Origin of the sequence: Limnohabitans sp., assembly GCF_040401495.1 — a bacterium.
Taxonomy (GTDB): domain Bacteria; phylum Pseudomonadota; class Gammaproteobacteria; order Burkholderiales; family Burkholderiaceae_C; genus Limnohabitans.
Genome location: NZ_JBBAOI010000007.1, coordinates 59,840 through 73,817, shown reverse-complemented (window position 1 = coordinate 73,817; position 13,978 = coordinate 59,840). Strand labels below are relative to the sequence as shown.

17 protein-coding genes are annotated in these 13,978 nt (G+C 55.8%); 11 read left to right on the top strand and 6 right to left on the bottom strand.

What is annotated here, in order from left to right:
* Positions 1-59 precede the first annotated feature (59 nt).
* The 3 genes from AC9UEO_RS07035 (at position 60) to AC9UEO_RS07025 (ending at position 1,564) form a co-directional block, all read left to right on the top strand.
* Positions 60-830 carry an SDR family NAD(P)-dependent oxidoreductase gene (locus AC9UEO_RS07035; protein ID WP_509531429.1) on the top strand — a complete coding sequence of 257 codons (771 nt, stop codon included), beginning with the start codon at positions 60-62 and terminating at the stop codon, positions 828-830.
* Positions 831-896: 66 nt separating this feature from the next.
* Positions 897-1,151, top strand: coding sequence for a FitA-like ribbon-helix-helix domain-containing protein (locus tag AC9UEO_RS07030; RefSeq protein WP_509531427.1), 255 nt, complete (start codon positions 897-899; stop codon positions 1,149-1,151).
* Positions 1,148-1,564, top strand: coding sequence for a type II toxin-antitoxin system VapC family toxin (locus AC9UEO_RS07025; RefSeq protein WP_509531425.1), 417 nt, complete (start codon positions 1,148-1,150; stop codon positions 1,562-1,564). Before AC9UEO_RS07030 ends, AC9UEO_RS07025 begins: the two co-directional genes overlap by 4 nt.
* On the opposite strand, the gene AC9UEO_RS07020 is transcribed toward AC9UEO_RS07025, so the two are convergent.
* A complete protein-coding gene (locus tag AC9UEO_RS07020) occupies positions 1,545-3,293 on the bottom strand; it encodes an acetate--CoA ligase (protein WP_509531421.1) in 1,749 nt (582 codons plus the stop codon). The genes AC9UEO_RS07025 and AC9UEO_RS07020 overlap by 20 nt on opposite strands.
* Positions 3,294-3,318: 25 nt before the next feature.
* Here AC9UEO_RS07020 and AC9UEO_RS07015 point away from each other — a divergent pair, with 25 nt between their 5' ends.
* The 5 genes from AC9UEO_RS07015 (at position 3,319) to AC9UEO_RS06995 (ending at position 7,448) form a co-directional block, all read left to right on the top strand.
* Complete coding sequence (locus AC9UEO_RS07015; protein WP_509531490.1) at positions 3,319-4,227, top strand: alpha/beta fold hydrolase; 909 nt, start codon at positions 3,319-3,321, stop codon at positions 4,225-4,227.
* Positions 4,224-5,465, top strand: a complete 1,242-nt coding sequence (locus AC9UEO_RS07010; RefSeq protein WP_509531418.1) for a BaiN/RdsA family NAD(P)/FAD-dependent oxidoreductase — start codon at positions 4,224-4,226, stop codon at positions 5,463-5,465. Before AC9UEO_RS07015 ends, AC9UEO_RS07010 begins: the two co-directional genes overlap by 4 nt.
* A gap of 120 nt (positions 5,466-5,585) precedes the next feature.
* Positions 5,586-5,798, top strand: a complete 213-nt coding sequence (gene rpsU / locus AC9UEO_RS07005; protein WP_007833691.1) for a 30S ribosomal protein S21 — start codon at positions 5,586-5,588, stop codon at positions 5,796-5,798.
* 83 nt (positions 5,799-5,881) lie between these two features.
* Positions 5,882-6,328, top strand: coding sequence for a GatB/YqeY domain-containing protein (locus AC9UEO_RS07000; protein ID WP_509531415.1), 447 nt, complete (start codon positions 5,882-5,884; stop codon positions 6,326-6,328).
* Positions 6,329-6,353: 25 nt separating this feature from the next.
* Entirely contained in the window at positions 6,354-7,448 is a 1,095-nt protein-coding gene (locus AC9UEO_RS06995) for an ABC transporter ATP-binding protein (protein ID WP_509531413.1), read from the top strand.
* A gap of 16 nt (positions 7,449-7,464) precedes the next feature.
* On the opposite strand, the gene pmbA is transcribed toward AC9UEO_RS06995, so the two are convergent.
* Positions 7,465-8,853 (bottom strand): metalloprotease PmbA, encoded by a 1,389-nt coding sequence (pmbA, locus tag AC9UEO_RS06990; RefSeq protein WP_509531411.1) that lies wholly within the window; start codon positions 8,851-8,853, stop codon positions 7,465-7,467.
* Positions 8,854-8,888: 35 nt separating this feature from the next.
* Here pmbA and yjgA point away from each other — a divergent pair, with 35 nt between their 5' ends.
* Both yjgA and mog read left to right on the top strand, forming a co-directional pair.
* A complete protein-coding gene (yjgA, locus tag AC9UEO_RS06985; protein ID WP_509531409.1) occupies positions 8,889-9,551 on the top strand; it encodes a ribosome biogenesis factor YjgA in 663 nt (220 codons plus the stop codon).
* A complete protein-coding gene (gene mog / locus AC9UEO_RS06980) occupies positions 9,538-10,140 on the top strand; it encodes a molybdopterin adenylyltransferase (RefSeq protein ID WP_509531407.1) in 603 nt (200 codons plus the stop codon). The genes yjgA and mog overlap by 14 nt, the downstream gene beginning before the upstream one ends.
* A gap of 21 nt (positions 10,141-10,161) precedes the next feature.
* Here mog and AC9UEO_RS06975 read toward each other — a convergent pair whose 3' ends face one another.
* Genes AC9UEO_RS06975 through AC9UEO_RS06965 form a run of 3 tightly spaced genes read right to left on the bottom strand, consistent with a single transcriptional unit; the run spans position 10,162 to position 12,137 of the window.
* On the bottom strand, positions 10,162-10,572 hold the full coding sequence (locus tag AC9UEO_RS06975; RefSeq protein WP_509531405.1) for a hypothetical protein: 411 nt from the start codon (positions 10,570-10,572) through the stop codon (positions 10,162-10,164).
* A 53-nt stretch (positions 10,573-10,625) separates the two neighbouring features.
* Entirely contained in the window at positions 10,626-11,399 is a 774-nt protein-coding gene (gene cysE / locus AC9UEO_RS06970) for a serine O-acetyltransferase (RefSeq protein WP_509531403.1), read from the bottom strand.
* 9 nt (positions 11,400-11,408) lie between these two features.
* Positions 11,409-12,137, bottom strand: a complete 729-nt coding sequence (locus AC9UEO_RS06965) for an RNA methyltransferase (protein WP_509531401.1) — start codon at positions 12,135-12,137, stop codon at positions 11,409-11,411.
* A 105-nt stretch (positions 12,138-12,242) separates the two neighbouring features.
* Between AC9UEO_RS06965 and AC9UEO_RS06960 the strand changes: the two genes are divergently transcribed.
* Positions 12,243-13,130, top strand: coding sequence for an inositol monophosphatase family protein (locus AC9UEO_RS06960; RefSeq protein WP_509531399.1), 888 nt, complete (start codon positions 12,243-12,245; stop codon positions 13,128-13,130).
* On the opposite strand, the gene AC9UEO_RS06955 is transcribed toward AC9UEO_RS06960, so the two are convergent.
* Positions 13,131-13,943, bottom strand: a complete 813-nt coding sequence (locus AC9UEO_RS06955; RefSeq protein ID WP_509531397.1) for a KilA-N domain-containing protein — start codon at positions 13,941-13,943, stop codon at positions 13,131-13,133.
* Positions 13,944-13,978: the final 35 nt, after the last annotated feature.

The following is a 13,978-nucleotide window of genomic DNA, read 5'->3' as shown; positions in this document are numbered from 1 at the left end:
GGGGTGGGGATGAGACAAATGCGACAGCTTAATGGAAGTCTTTGGCCGAGAATGACGCCATGAACAAAAGCATCCCCACCCAAACTCGCACAGCCATCGTCACCGGCGCCGCTCGCGGCATTGGTTTGGCCACCACGAAACTCTTCTTAGCCAAGGGCTACCAAGTGGCCATGGTCGACCGCGACAGCGAAGAACTGCACCGCGCAGCGAATGAGTTGCACGGCGTGCTGCCCTTGGACTGCGACGTGTCTGACGAAACCCAAGTTGCCGCCATGGTGCACGCTGTGTTGGATTGGTCAGGTCGTGTCGACGCTTTGGTGAATAACGCAGGGGTGGCCGACTTCGGCCCGATTGAAGAAACCACGTTTGCCCGCTGGCAAACCGTGATGCGCACCAATCTGGATGGCGTGTTTTTATGCTCGCAAGCGGTCATCCCCGCACTTCGCCAAAGCCGTGGTGCGATTGTCAACATTGGCTCCATCTCGGGTCTGCGAGCCTCCACCCTGCGCGTGGCCTACGGCACTTCCAAAGCAGCAGTCATTCACATGACCAAACAGCAGGCGGTGGAGTTGGGCGAATACGGCATTCGGGTCAACTGCGTGGCCCCCGGCCCTGTGAGAACCAAGCTCGCCATGGCGGTACACAGCCCCGAAATCATCAGCGCTTACCACGACGCCATCCCCCTGAACCGCTACGGCAGCGAAGCGGAAATTGGCCGTGTGATTGTGTTTTTGGCGTCCGAAGAAGCCAGTTACCTCACCGGCCAAGTGGTGGCGGTGGACGGCGGCTTTGAGGCGACAGGCGTGGGATTGCCAGCGCTCAGGGCATAAGCATTGCAAAATGCATTCATATGTATAAAATGAATGCATTGACTGCATACAACCTAAGGTGAAGCCATGGCCATGCTGACCGTTCGAAACCTACCTGACGATGTACACCGCGCCCTGCGGATTCGAGCAGCCGAAAACGGCCAAAGCACCGAGGCCGAAGTTCGCCAAATACTGGCCAATGCGGTCAATCCACCGAACCGAGTCAAGATGGGAGATGCCATGTCTGCTTTGGGTCAGCAAATGGGTTTGACCAATGAAGACGTCGAAGCTTTGGAGGAAATTCGACCACGAATCGCCGCCGAACCTATGCGTTTCGAATGATCTTACTCGACACCAATATAGTTTCAGAAGCCATGAAACCTTTGCCCAACAGCCAGGTTTTGGGTTGGCTGAATGCGCAAGCCGCTGAAACTTTGTTTGTGTCTTCAATCACGTTCGCTGAATTGTGGTTTGGTGTTGCTTCAATGCCTAAAGGACAACGCAAACTGAGGCTAGAAGAAACCGTGGATGGACTGGCAGACATTTTCAAAGGGCGAATCTTGGGTTTCGACCTAGACACGGCCAAGACATACGCTCAACTCGCCGTCTTGGCAAAATCCAAAGGCCAAGGTTTTCCAACTGCAGATGGCTACATTGCCGCCATCGCAGCAGCCAAGCAATTCATCGTCGCCAGTCGAGACACGGGGCCCTTTGTGGCCGCAGGCCTGCAAGTAATCAACCCTTGGTCTGCTTGAAACGGGCAAACCGCTCCTCTTCCTGCAACCTGAGCACCCGCCTTTGCACCTTGCCCGTGGTGGTCATGGGCAAGGCCTCGATGAACTCAATCTCTTTGGGGTATTCATAAGGCGCCAGCAGGCCGCGCACATGTTGTTGCAGTTCTTGCACTAAGCCATCTGTTGCGGCAAAACCAGCTGCCAGCACCACATAAGCCTTGACCAAGTTGCCGCGCTCGGCATCGGGTTTGGGCACCACGGCGGCGTTGGCTACGCTTGGGTGTTTAACCAAGCAGTTTTCAATTTCGCTCGGTCCTATGCGGTAACCCGCCGCCTTGAACACATCGTCCGCGCGGCCTTGGTACCAGAGGTAGCCGTCTGCGTCTCGGGTAGCGAGGTCGCCGGTGCGGCACCAATCGTCGGTGAATTTGTTGGCGGTGGCTTCGGGCTGCTTCCAGTAGCCCAAAAAGAAAATCGGGTCGGGGTCGCCCTTCGGGTCTAGGCGGTGCAAGGCCACGTCTCCCGCAACGCCGTCGGGGCACTCCACACCCTCCTCATCGATCACCGCCACACGGTGCCCAGGGTAGGCGCGGCCCATGCTGCCGGGCTTAGCGGGCCAACCTACACCGTCCGCGGTATCGCCATTCATGGCGCAGTTGCCGACGATGTAGTTGATCTCAGTTTGCCCAAACATCTCGTTGACGGTCACGCCAAGTTGGTCTTGGCAATAGGCAAACACAGCGTCACCCACCGCCTCACCTGCACTCATGATGGCTTGCAAATCCAACTGAAACTGCGAAGCTGGATGGGGATAGGCCTTCATCATGGCTTTCAAAGCCGTCGGGAACAAAAACGTGTGCGTCACACGGTGCTGCTGCATCAGGCCAAAAGCCAAATCGGCCGAAAACCGCCCTGCCCACGCCACGATGGGGCGCCCGAAATACAGGCTTGGCAACAAAGCGTCCATCAGGCCGCCGGTCCAGGTCCAGTCGGCGGGGGACCACATCACAGCGTGGCTTCCAGAGGGCAGTTCATCGCCTTGCACGGGCTTGCTGTTAGGTGAAAAACCAAACCAGTTTTGGCTGCAAATGAAACCTGTCAGGTTGCCAACCAAGGCTTGGTGAGGAATCAATGCCCCTTTGGGTGGCCCCGTAGTGCCACTGGTGTAAATCAGCACTGCAGGGTCGTGGGCCAAGCTGGGATAAAGAGGCCACGCTTCGAACTCGCTCATCGTCGGAGCATCAAAAGCTACATCGCCACTGCCTGCATCCACGCCTATGCACAAGCGCAGCGCGGGGCAACTGCTTTTCAATTCAGCCACTGTGGTGGAGGACACGGCGTCTACCACCGCCAGCACCGCCCCCGAGTCTTGCAAACGGTATTGCAGCGCCTCGGGGCCAAACAATTGCGACAAAGGCATGACCACCGCGCCCATTTGCCACAGCGCCATGTAGGCCACCACGGTCTCGAAACGCTGGGGCAGCACCACCGCCACACAGTCACCCGCTTTGACGCCTTGCGCTGCCAAGACATGGCTTAAGGCATCGGCTGCAGCTTGCACTTGGGCAAAACTGTGTGGCTCAGCAGGTGCATCCAAGCGATGGGTGATGACGGCCACTCTTTGAGCAGTATGCGATTTTCTAGCCCACCGCCTGACGCACACCTCAGCGATGTTGAAAAAGGCAGGCACATGCCAGCGAAATTGCGCCAGCATGTGTGCGTGGTTGTCCAAAGGGTGACGGGTGGTCATGCAAGACGTCCTTATGATCAGTGCAATGTACCAAGTCCAACGCCCCTCGCGCAGCAGTTTCGTGCCGCTGCGCCACCTGAACTACCACGTCCTCGAATGGGGTACACCCCGCTCCGATCAACTGCCGCTCTTTATGGTCCATGGTTGGATGGATGTCAGCGCATCGTTTCAATTCGTCATCGACGCTCTTGAACAAGACCGCCACATCATTTCGCCCGACTGGCGTGGCTATGGACTGACCCACCCCGGCGAGGTCGACAATTTTTGGTTTCCCGACTACTTAGCCGATTTGGACGCTTTGATCGACCACTACCAACCCGAGGGTTCGATTGACCTTTTAGGTCACAGCATGGGTGGCAATGTGGTCATGCAATACGCTGGTATTCGTCCCACCCGCATTCGCCGCCTCATCAACCTTGAAGGCTTTGGACTGGCCGCCACCCAAGCCGAGCAAGCACCCACCCGTTATGCGCAGTGGTTGGACGACCTCAAGGCCATGCGCCAAGGCGAGAAGTCGCTCAGAACCTACCCAGATGCAAGGTCGGTTGCACAACGGCTGATGAAAACCAACCCGCGCCTGACCACCGACAAAGCCGATTGGTTAGCCCAGCATTGGGCAAAAGCCAACCCGCAAGGCGAATGGGAAATTTTGGGTCACGCTGCGCACAAAGTGACCAATGCCAACTTGTTCAGGGTGGAGGAAATATTGGCGCTCTACCAACGCATCACTGCACCGGTGCTGAATGTAGAAGCCAGCGACAACAGCATGGACCAATGGTGGAAGGGGCGCTATACCTTGGCCGAATACCATGAACGATTGAAGTCGGTCAAGAATGTTCACAGCATAGTCATTGCAGACGCTGGCCACATGATGCACCACGACCAACCCGCCAAATTAGCCCAGCATATCGAGGCGTTTTTGAACCAAGCATGACCCAGACAGATGTGTTCATCATCGGCGCGGGGGCCGCAGGGCTGTTTTGCGCAGGGGTGGCAGCACAACAGGGTTTGCAGGTGCTGCTGATCGACCACAGCCCCAAGGTGGCTGAAAAAATCCGCATATCGGGCGGCGGCCGCAGTAACTTCACGAACAGTGACATCGACCCACGTGCGCCGCACAAACACTTTTTGGGTGAAAACCCGAAGTTCGCCCGCAGCGCTTTAAGCCGCTACACCGCCGCCGACTTTGTGGCTTTGATGCATAAACACGGCATCGCTTTCCACGAAAAACACAAGGGGCAACTTTTTTGCGACCGCAGCGCCCAAGACCTGATCGACATGCTGCTGCGTGAATGTGAAGCGGGCGCCAAGGGTGGCGCGGTCACCCGCTGGCAGCCCTGCAGTTTGCTGGCGTTGCGCTTCAGTGATGCCTCACCCTTCCCCTACACCGCGCACACCAGCCACGGCGAGGTGCAAGCCAAGGCCGTGGTGGTGGCGACTGGCGGCCTGTCCATCCCCAAAATTGGGGCAACTGACCTCGGCTATCGACTCGCCAAACAGTTCGGGCTGAACGTGGTGATGCCCCGCCCCGCTTTGGTGCCGCTTACTTTCAATCCCGCCGACTGGCAGCCTTTTGCGGCCTTGGCGGGCTTGTCCTTACCTGTGGATATCAGCACCGGCGTGGGCAAGCAACGCACAGTGTTCGAGGAAGATTTGTTGTTCACCCACCGCGGTTTGTCGGGTCCCGCGGTGCTGCAAATTTCCAGCTACTGGCATGCTGGCCGCCCCATTGAGCTGAACTTAGCCCCCCAAACCAACCTTGCTGCGGTTTTGCTTGAAGCCAAGCTGTCCTCCAAAAAACAACTCGCCAACGCCCTCTCCGCTTGGCTGCCTGCCCGCTTGGCCGACACCTGGACGGCGCAAAACAGCGCTTGGCAACGCACCTTGTCCGACACGCCCGACAAAGCCCTGCAGCAACTGGCTCAAGCCCTGAGCCAGTGGACGCTCATGCCAGCCGGCACCGAGGGCTACGCCAAGGCGGAGGTGACAGCCGGCGGCGTGGACACGAAAGAGCTGTCCCAGCAAAGCATGGAGTCACGCCAGCCAGGCCTTTACTTCATTGGCGAAGTGGTCGATATCACCGGCTGGCTGGGCGGCTACAACTTCCAATGGGCATGGTCCAGCGGCTTTGCTTGCGCTCAAGCCTTGGCTCAACGGCTGAAACCGATATAATGACAAACTTTTTGGCTCAAGCCCCAACAGCCCCATCCAAGTTGGGAACCCACCGCTTACCCAGATTTTGAAGTCCGATCTTCTTCAAAGTTTGGAAGCACATTTTGAAAATTGTTGTCAATGACCACCATCCGTGTAAAAGAAAACGAACCCTTTGACGTCGCTTTACGACGCTTTAAGCGAACCATCGAAAAGCTGGGCTTGCTCACCGACTTGCGTGCCCGCGAGTTCTACGAAAAACCCACCGCCGAGCGTAAGCGCAAAAAAGCCGCTGCCGTGAAACGCCACTACAAGCGTGTTCGCAGCATGCAGTTGCCCAAGAAACTGTACTGATCTCGGTCTGCCTTGGCGCAAGACCTGGCTCGCCGGCTTCAACCGCGCGGGCCTTTTTTTTGTCTGACTTTTAGAAAGCCGTCATGAGCCTCAAAGCCCAAATCACCGAAGACATGAAAACCGCCATGCGTGCCAAAGACAGCGTTCGCTTGGGCACCATTCGCCTGTTACAAGCGGCGATGAAGCAAAAAGAGGTTGACGAGCGCATCGAACTCGATGACGCCGCAATCATTGCCATCCTTGACAAACTCATTAAGCAACGAAAAGACTCGGTGGCCGCCTACCAAAGTGCCCAGCGCCAAGATTTGGCCGACGTGGAAATCGCCGAAATAGCGGTTCTAGAGGTCTATTTGCCCAAGCGCTTAAGTGCTGAAGAAATCCAAGCCGAAGTGGCCGCCATCGTGGCCGATGTGGGGGCCAAAGGCCCCGGCGACATGGGCAAGGTCATGGGGGCTGTCAAAACCCGCTTGGCTGGCAAAGCAGACATGGGTTTGGTGAGCGCGGCGGTGAAGGCCGCGCTGGCTGGCTAAAGCGTTTGCTCTATAGTCGCAGGCCATGAACGAGACAGATGTTTTTTTGCGCATAGAAGGTCTGACTAAACGCTTTGGTTACACCTTGGCTGTCGACAATATTGACCTGAGCATCCACCGAGGTGAGATTTTTGCCTTGCTGGGCGCATCCGGTTGCGGCAAGTCCACTTTGCTGCGCATGTTGGCGGGTTTTGAAACGCCCACCGCAGGGCGGGTATGGTTGGCGGACCAAGATGTCACCGACCTGCCCCCTTACGAGCGCCCCATGAACATGATGTTCCAGTCCTACGCTCTGTTTCCCCACATGAATGTATGGGACAACGTGGCGTTTGGTCTGCGCCGCGATGGGGTGGCCAAAGACGAATTGAACCAGCGCGTAGAAGATATGCTGCAACTGGTGCAATTGCAAAAATTTGCCCAACGCAGTCCTCATCAGCTGTCTGGAGGGCAACAGCAACGCGTGGCTTTGGCACGCAGCTTAGCCAAACGTCCTCAGCTTTTGATGCTCGACGAACCCTTGGGCGCTTTGGACAAAAAGTTGCGTGAGCAAACCCAAGTGGAGTTGGTCAACATCATCAAACAAGTGGGTGTAACTTGTGTGATGGTCACCCATGACCAAGACGAGGCCATGACCATGGCCGATCGCATCGCCGTCATGAGCGAGGGAAGCTTGCTGCAAGTGGGTACGCCCAATGAAGTCTACGAAAGCCCCAATTGCCGCTTTGTGGCCGACTTTGTGGGCAATGTAAACCTGTTCGATGGCGAGGTCACTGAGTACGAAGCCGACCACGTGGTCATCAGCAGCGCCAGCGGCGACTTCTATGTCAGTCATGGCATCAGCGGTAGCTTAGGGATGCAAGTCAGCATCGCCTTGCGCCCTGAAAAAGTCGTGCTAAGCCTTGAAGACCCCCAAAAGAAAAACAACGCCATGCCGTGTGTCTTAGAAGATTGGTCTTACTTTGGCAGCCACACCAGCTACAGCTTGCGCATAGAGGGCAACCGCAGGCTCAAGGTGTCGGTGACCAACACCGACCGTGACCAAGACCACGAAAACCTCGAAGAGGGCCAACGCTTATGGGCGCATTGGGAAGACAACGCCTTGGTGGTCCTGACCCAGTAAGCCAGTCAGGCAGTTTTTAGGCGCCCGCTACTTTCATGCGGTTGATCAGCACCGAGCCCACGGTCTTGCCTCCATAGGTGTAGGCGTCGCTTCCCACCGCCTCTATGCCCAGCAGCATGTCTTTCAAGTTGCCCGCGATGGTGATTTCCTGAACAGGGTAGGCAATTTGACCGTTTTCCACCCAAAATCCGCTCGCTCCGCGAGAGTAATCGCCGGTGACATAGTTGATGCCCTGCCCCATGAGCTCAATCACAAACAAGCCTGTGCCGAGTTTGCGCAACATGGCGTCTAAGTCGTCGCTGTGGCGGGTAAGGCTTGAGGTCATCACTAAGTTGTGCGAGCCACCCGCATTGCCCGTGGTTTGCATCCCCAGTTTTCGCGCGGAGTAGCTAGAGAGGAAGTAGCCCTCGACCTGCCCGTTGTGCAAAACCTGCCGCGCCTGCACTTTGACGCCTTCTTGGTCAAAGGGCGAACTGCCTTTGCCGCGCATCACAAACGGGTCTTCACTGACCTGCAGATGCTTGGCGGCTACTTGTTTGCCCAATGAGTCCATCAAGAAACTGCTTTGGCGGTAAAGCGCTCCGCCGCTTATGGCGTGGACCAAACCACCCAGCAAACCCGAAGCCAGGGGGGACTCAAACAACACGGGGCAGCTGGTGGTAGCCAACTTTCGCGAATGCAAGCGACTTAAAGCGCGATGCGCAGCGTAGCGTCCCACCGCTTCGGGAGAGGCCAAATCGCCTGCGTGGCGCATCGAGCTGTACCAATAGTCTCGTTGCATATCGTCGCCCTTGCCAGCGATGGGAGCAACTGACAGGCTGTGCCTAGAACTGGCGTAACCGCCGCGAAAACCATGGGTGTGGGCGCTGAAAAAATGGCTTTGCTGCGCGGAGACGCTAGCGCCTTCGCTGTTGGTGATTTGCTTGTCGGTAGCCAGGGCAGCGGCTTCGCAACGCAGCGCCAACTCGGTGGCACCCTCGCTGTCAATCGCCCAAGGGTGGAACAAATCCAGATCGCGATGTTCATGGGCGATCAAGCCCTCTTCGGGCAAAGCGGCAAAAGGGTCTTCGGCGGTGAAGCGGGCAATGTCAAACGCCGCTTGCACGGTACGCTCGATGGCCGCTTGCGAAAAATCGGAGGTGCTGGCGTTGCCACGGCGCTGTCCGACATAGACAGTGATGCCCAAAGATTTGTCGCGGTTGCGCTCGACGTTTTCAAGCTCGCCCTTGCGCACCGACACGCTCAGACCGCAGCCCTCGGAGGCTTCAGCAGCAGCATCGGTGGCACCCAGGTGCTTGGCATGGGCGATGGCACTGTCAACCAAATGTTCAAACTGGGCTCGGCTGTGGCTAAAGCCAGAAAGAGCTGAGGACGTTGGGGTAGAGGTTTTAGAAGATGGGTTCATATCGGCGGCTATGATACTTGGCAGAGGAAGTCTTCATGTCGCGCAAGCCCACCAAAGGTTATTACGTTAAAGGTCATTTTGTTGCTGAAGGCAGCGAACTCGACTTGGCACTCAAACGCGAGGTCAAGGGCGACGACCTCATTAGCAAAACCGATTTAAAACGAGAAAGTAACGAGTTACAAAAACTCGGTGAGGACTTGCTGGACTTGCGCACCGACTTGATGCAACAGTTGCTGACACTGGGTCACCTGCCTGATTTGTTGCACGAAGCAGTGCTGAGCGCCAAAAAAATCACCGATTTCGAGGGCAAACGCCGCCAAATGCAGTATGTGGGCAAGCTCATGCGCAAGCTCGACAGCACCCAAGTGGAGGCCATGCGTGACGCCCTGAGCGTGCAGCACAACGGCAGCGCCGAAGAAACCCAGTTGCTGCATCTGGCAGAAGCTTGGAGGGAGCGCTTGCTCAAAGATGACAGCGCCATGGAAGAGTGGCAGAGCAGCTACCCTGGCACCGACAGTCAGCAATTGCGTGCCTTGCTGCGCCAAGCACGCAAAGATGGCCTGCCCGACAAAGCTGCGGTTTCACAAGGTCTGCACCCACGACAAGGTCGTGCTTACCGCGATATTTTTCAAATCCTCAGGCAGCATTTGCTGCAGTCGCAACAAGCCCAAGAAGAGCGTGTGTATGACCACCGTTGACGGTTTAGACAAGGTTCGCATCGGCATCGTCTCCATCAGCGACCGCGCCTCCAGCGGGGTCTACGAAGACAAGGGCTTGCCCACCTTGCAGGCTTGGCTGCGTTCGGCGCTGCACAACCCCTTGGAATTTGAGTCACGCTTGATTCCCGACGAGCAAGCGCAAATCAGCCAAACCTTGATCGAGTTGGTGGATGCAGGCTGTGCAATGGTTTTAACCACCGGTGGAACAGGTCCCTCGCCACGCGACGTCACGCCCGAGGCGACGCTGGCCGTGGCAGACAAAGAAATGCCAGGCTTTGGCGAGCAAATGCGGCAAATCAGTCTGCACTTTGTGCCAACAGCTATTTTGTCTCGGCAAGTAGCGGTCATTCGGGGCAAAAGCTTGATCATCAACTTGCCCGGCCAGCCCAAGTCCATCACCGAGACCTTGGGAGGCTTGAAAAACGCGCAGGGGCAGGTGCTGGTGAATGGAATTTTTGCCGCCGTGCCTTATTGCATAGACCTGATAGGTGGTCCTTATCTGCAAACGCAAGATGAAGTTTGCAAGGCCTTCAGACCTAAGTCGGCCATAAGACCGCCTGCACAATGACCGTTAAGTCACTGACAGGGTCTACTTGTGTTTTTGCTTGAGGTCGTTTGTGTGGATATCAAAGAAGATATCTTTGAAAAACAAGCGAAACGGCTCTTTCTTCGGTGAAAAGACCTTCATGATGCCCTTCTTGGGAGCTTCAGCAACTTGGACAGCTTCTATAGGCGAAAACTTCAAGGTCGTGAAAATATAGTGCTCAATAGACATTAAAAACAGCACAAAGTTGGGCACATTGAGTTGGGCAGGCTCTTCGCAAATAAAGCGCCAATGCTCGTAGTGCTCGTTGGGAGGGGTGAGTTGTAAATCAAACACGAAGTCGTGAAGGATCAAGCCGTATTGCTCCACGCTAAAGGACAGCTTACCCACAAAGGTTTCTGGGTGGTGCCTCACCAACATCAGATAGTGGGGGTGAAGTTTGATGAAATTAGCCATGCCCAAATATCGTCAAAATTAACAAAGTCTTTATTTAAACTTCTAAATCGTGATTAATCTATCAATTTATTGAGTTTTTCAATTTCTAAATGGGCAAATTTTGCCGCTTCTTTAGGGACAAAGTCTTCAACTCCGGGGGCGGATGAGGCCAATTTCGCCAAAGCCTGCCAAAGCAAGGCGATTTGTTTGTCTTGCTCTACCGTGTAGTCAATAAGCCCGCGCAGGGCTTGACTGACAGGGTCATCGTCTTGGGTGATGCCATAAGCGCTGAATGTGGCTTTGGGTTTGGCCACATCAGCGCTTTCGCCAACTTGGCTTTGAATGATGCGAGCTGGAATGCCCACCGCCGTGGCACCCGCAGGCACAGGCTTGATGACCACCGCGTTGCTGCCTATCTTGGCGCCGTCGCCCACGGTGAAGCCGCCCAAGACTTTGGCGCCAGCGCTGACCACCACGTCTTTGCCTAAAGTGGGGTGGCGCTTGGCACCTTTGTAGAGGGAGGTGCCGCCCAAGGTCACGCCTTGGTAAATCGTGCAGCCGTCGCCTATTTCAGCGGTTTCACCCACCACCACGCCCATAGCATGGTCGAAAAACACCCGCTCGCCAATGACAGCCCCTGGGTGAATTTCAATACCGGTGAAAAACCGTGAAAGGTGCGAAATAAACCGCCCCAGCCAAAACAGTCCACCCTCCCAGCAAGCATGGGCTATGCGGTGAAACAACAAGGCGTGTAGGCCTGGGTAGCAGGTCAGCACCTCCAACCAACCACGGGCAGCGGGGTCACGGTCGAGGATGGTTTGGGCGTCGGCACGTATTCTTGAAAACATACAAAGAGTCTAACTTTTTCCTTTGGCAGACTGCGCCATGGCCTTGGCAATACCTCGCAAGATATGGACTTCTTCTTCGCTTAAACCCGCGCGGTTAAACAACTGGTTCAAGCGCGGCATGAGTTTTTTAGGGGCAGCGGGGTCTAAAAAACCAATGTCTACCAACGACTTCTCAAGGTGCTTCAGCATCCCTGCCACCTGAGCGGCGTCTGCATGGCTGGGTGGAGTGGTCGCGTCTTGCACCGCAAAACCACCCAAGGCCAAGCGCCACTCGTAAGCCACCACCTGCACGGCGCTGGCTAAATTCAAAGAACCAAAACGCGGGTCCGTCGGGATGCTCAAAGCCGCGTGGCAGCGGTAGACGTCCTCGTTTTTCATGCCAAAGCGTTCGGAGCCAAACAAAAACGCCATCCCTCCCCCCCCTTGGGGTGTGGCGATGTTGGCGAAGTGCTCACGCGGCGAGCGGGTGGGTGGACCGAAGTCCCGCGGCGTCATGGCGGTAGCGCACATGTGTGTCATGCCGTCTAAGGCCTCGTCCAAGGTGGCAACGATGCGGGCTCTCTCCAACACATCCAAAGCACCGCTGGCACGTTGGATGGTTTCCTCGCGGCGCAGCACATTGGCCCAGCGCGGGGCCACCAACACCAAGTCGTCAAAGCCCATGACCCGCATGGCGCGGGCTGTCGCACCGACATTGCCGGCGTGGCTGGTTTCGATCAGGATGAAGCGGGTGTGCATAGGGTCTAAAATGAAGGCTATTGTCGCCGCCCGCTTTGCCGGGCGTGTTTTTTTGGTTTCTCACGCAGCACTTCTGCGCACAACACAGGCCTGCTGCCCACTCCCATGATCGCTTCTTCCTCGTCTATCCACCCCATGCTGAACGTGGCCATCAAGGCTGCCCGTGCTGCGGGTGTCATCATCAACCGCGCGGCGCTAGACGTAGAGTCGGTTCGTGTCTCGCAAAAAATGGCCAATGACTTTGTCACCGAAGTCGACCAAGCCAGCGAAAACATCATCATCGACACCTTGCTGACGGCCTACCCCGACCACGGCATCTTGGCCGAGGAGTCCGGTCAAACACGTGGCAACCCGCAGTCCGAGCACATTTGGATCATCGACCCTTTGGACGGCACCACCAACTTTATTCACGGTTTTCCGTTTTATTGCATCAGCATCGCCTTGCAAAGCAAAGGTCGCATCGAGCAAGCCGTGGTGTACGACCCCACCCGCAACGATTTGTTCACCTCTACACGCGGACGCGGTGCCTTCATGAACGACCGACGACTGCGGGTGAGCAAACGCATACGCTTGCAAGAGTGCCTCATCAGCACGGGTTTTCCGTTTCGCCCTGACGACGATTACGCTACTTACTTGAAGCTCATGTCCGAGGTGATGAAACGCACGGCTGGCTTGCGCCGCCCAGGCGCTGCTGCCCTTGACTTGGCCTATGTGGCTGCAGGGTTCTGCGATGGTTTTTTTGAAACCGGTTTGCACCCTTGGGACATGGCAGCCGGCAGCTTGCTGATCACCGAAGCGGGTGGTTTGGTGGGCAACTTCACCGGTGACGCCGACTATTTGCACCAACGTGAATGTATGGCGGCCAACCCGAAAATTTATGCCCAACTGGTGACGCTGCTGCATAAGTACTCCAAGTTCGCCAGCGTCGAAGACAAAGCCGAGGCCGCCGAGTTGATTGGGCAGCTGCGCAAAGATTTGGCTGACGGCGAGTAGTTAATTTTGAAGCTTTTGGATCGACTTGACGCCAACCAGTGAGCGCATTTGCGATATGGCGATTACGTTAAGTTGTTTCAAGCGATTGGCGGCAGTTAGGCCCTGGTGAATAAATACAGCGTTGATGCTTTCCAAGTTAGACAACACCACCAGCTGCTCCAGTCCTGCGTGGTCTCGCATATTGCCCTCAAGATGATGGTTGGCTTCTCGCCACTGAGAAGCCGTTTTCCCGAATAAAGCCACATTCAAAAGGTCTGCTTCGCTGGCATAAACGCTTTGGGCTTGGGCTGAGGTGATCAAAGGTGGAATCAGGTGTTCCTTGATCGCATCAGTGTGGATTTTGTAATTCACTTTGGACAGTGTTCGCTGAAAATTCCATTCCAAAGAAGCAGCACGAGACTCATCATCCTTCAAGCGCTGAAATTCTTTGATGAGGTAAATCTTGAATTTGGGGCTGATCCACATGCCAAATTCAAAGGCAATATCCCTGTGGGCATAAGTACCGCCATAGCGCCCCGCAGTGGCTTCAATACCGATGGCGCGGGTCTTTTGAGTCCACTCTTTCACACTCAGCCTGTAACTGTTCAATCCCGCTTGAGTTTTAATTGTGGCGAATTCGCCATGATTAAAACTGGCGTTGTAAACCGTCTCCCAGATACCTAAGAATTCGATCGTATTCCTGTTGCGTAACCAATCCGATATGAAAAACTCGCCGTCCTTGGCTTTCACCATGTCTGTCAAGCAAATATAGTCTTGCCCGTTTTGGGAAGTGACGGTGATTTCACTGCCCATGACGTCCATTCTTTTAACCACAGTTTTCTCCAGTTGACCCTTGCTAAATTCATTCT

What these genes read in the sequence shown, in the direction of transcription:
- AC9UEO_RS07035 (WP_509531429.1), top strand. Translation starts at nt 60, where the DNA reads ATGAACAAAAGCATCCCCACCCAAACTCGCACAGCCATCGTCACCGGC.
- AC9UEO_RS07030 (WP_509531427.1), top strand. Translation starts at nt 897, where the DNA reads ATGGCCATGCTGACCGTTCGAAACCTACCTGACGATGTACACCGCGCC.
- AC9UEO_RS07025 (WP_509531425.1), top strand. Translation starts at nt 1,148, where the DNA reads ATGATCTTACTCGACACCAATATAGTTTCAGAAGCCATGAAACCTTTG.
- AC9UEO_RS07020 (WP_509531421.1), bottom strand. Translation starts at nt 3,293, where the DNA reads ATGACCACCCGTCACCCTTTGGACAACCACGCACACATGCTGGCGCAA.
- AC9UEO_RS07015 (WP_509531490.1), top strand. Translation starts at nt 3,319, where the DNA reads ATGTACCAAGTCCAACGCCCCTCGCGCAGCAGTTTCGTGCCGCTGCGC.
- AC9UEO_RS07010 (WP_509531418.1), top strand. Translation starts at nt 4,224, where the DNA reads ATGACCCAGACAGATGTGTTCATCATCGGCGCGGGGGCCGCAGGGCTG.
- rpsU (WP_007833691.1), top strand. Translation starts at nt 5,586, where the DNA reads ATGACCACCATCCGTGTAAAAGAAAACGAACCCTTTGACGTCGCTTTA.
- AC9UEO_RS07000 (WP_509531415.1), top strand. Translation starts at nt 5,882, where the DNA reads ATGAGCCTCAAAGCCCAAATCACCGAAGACATGAAAACCGCCATGCGT.
- AC9UEO_RS06995 (WP_509531413.1), top strand. Translation starts at nt 6,354, where the DNA reads ATGAACGAGACAGATGTTTTTTTGCGCATAGAAGGTCTGACTAAACGC.
- pmbA (WP_509531411.1), bottom strand. Translation starts at nt 8,853, where the DNA reads ATGAACCCATCTTCTAAAACCTCTACCCCAACGTCCTCAGCTCTTTCT.
- yjgA (WP_509531409.1), top strand. Translation starts at nt 8,889, where the DNA reads ATGTCGCGCAAGCCCACCAAAGGTTATTACGTTAAAGGTCATTTTGTT.
- mog (WP_509531407.1), top strand. Translation starts at nt 9,538, where the DNA reads ATGACCACCGTTGACGGTTTAGACAAGGTTCGCATCGGCATCGTCTCC.
- AC9UEO_RS06975 (WP_509531405.1), bottom strand. Translation starts at nt 10,572, where the DNA reads ATGGCTAATTTCATCAAACTTCACCCCCACTATCTGATGTTGGTGAGG.
- cysE (WP_509531403.1), bottom strand. Translation starts at nt 11,399, where the DNA reads ATGTTTTCAAGAATACGTGCCGACGCCCAAACCATCCTCGACCGTGAC.
- AC9UEO_RS06965 (WP_509531401.1), bottom strand. Translation starts at nt 12,137, where the DNA reads ATGCACACCCGCTTCATCCTGATCGAAACCAGCCACGCCGGCAATGTC.
- AC9UEO_RS06960 (WP_509531399.1), top strand. Translation starts at nt 12,243, where the DNA reads ATGATCGCTTCTTCCTCGTCTATCCACCCCATGCTGAACGTGGCCATC.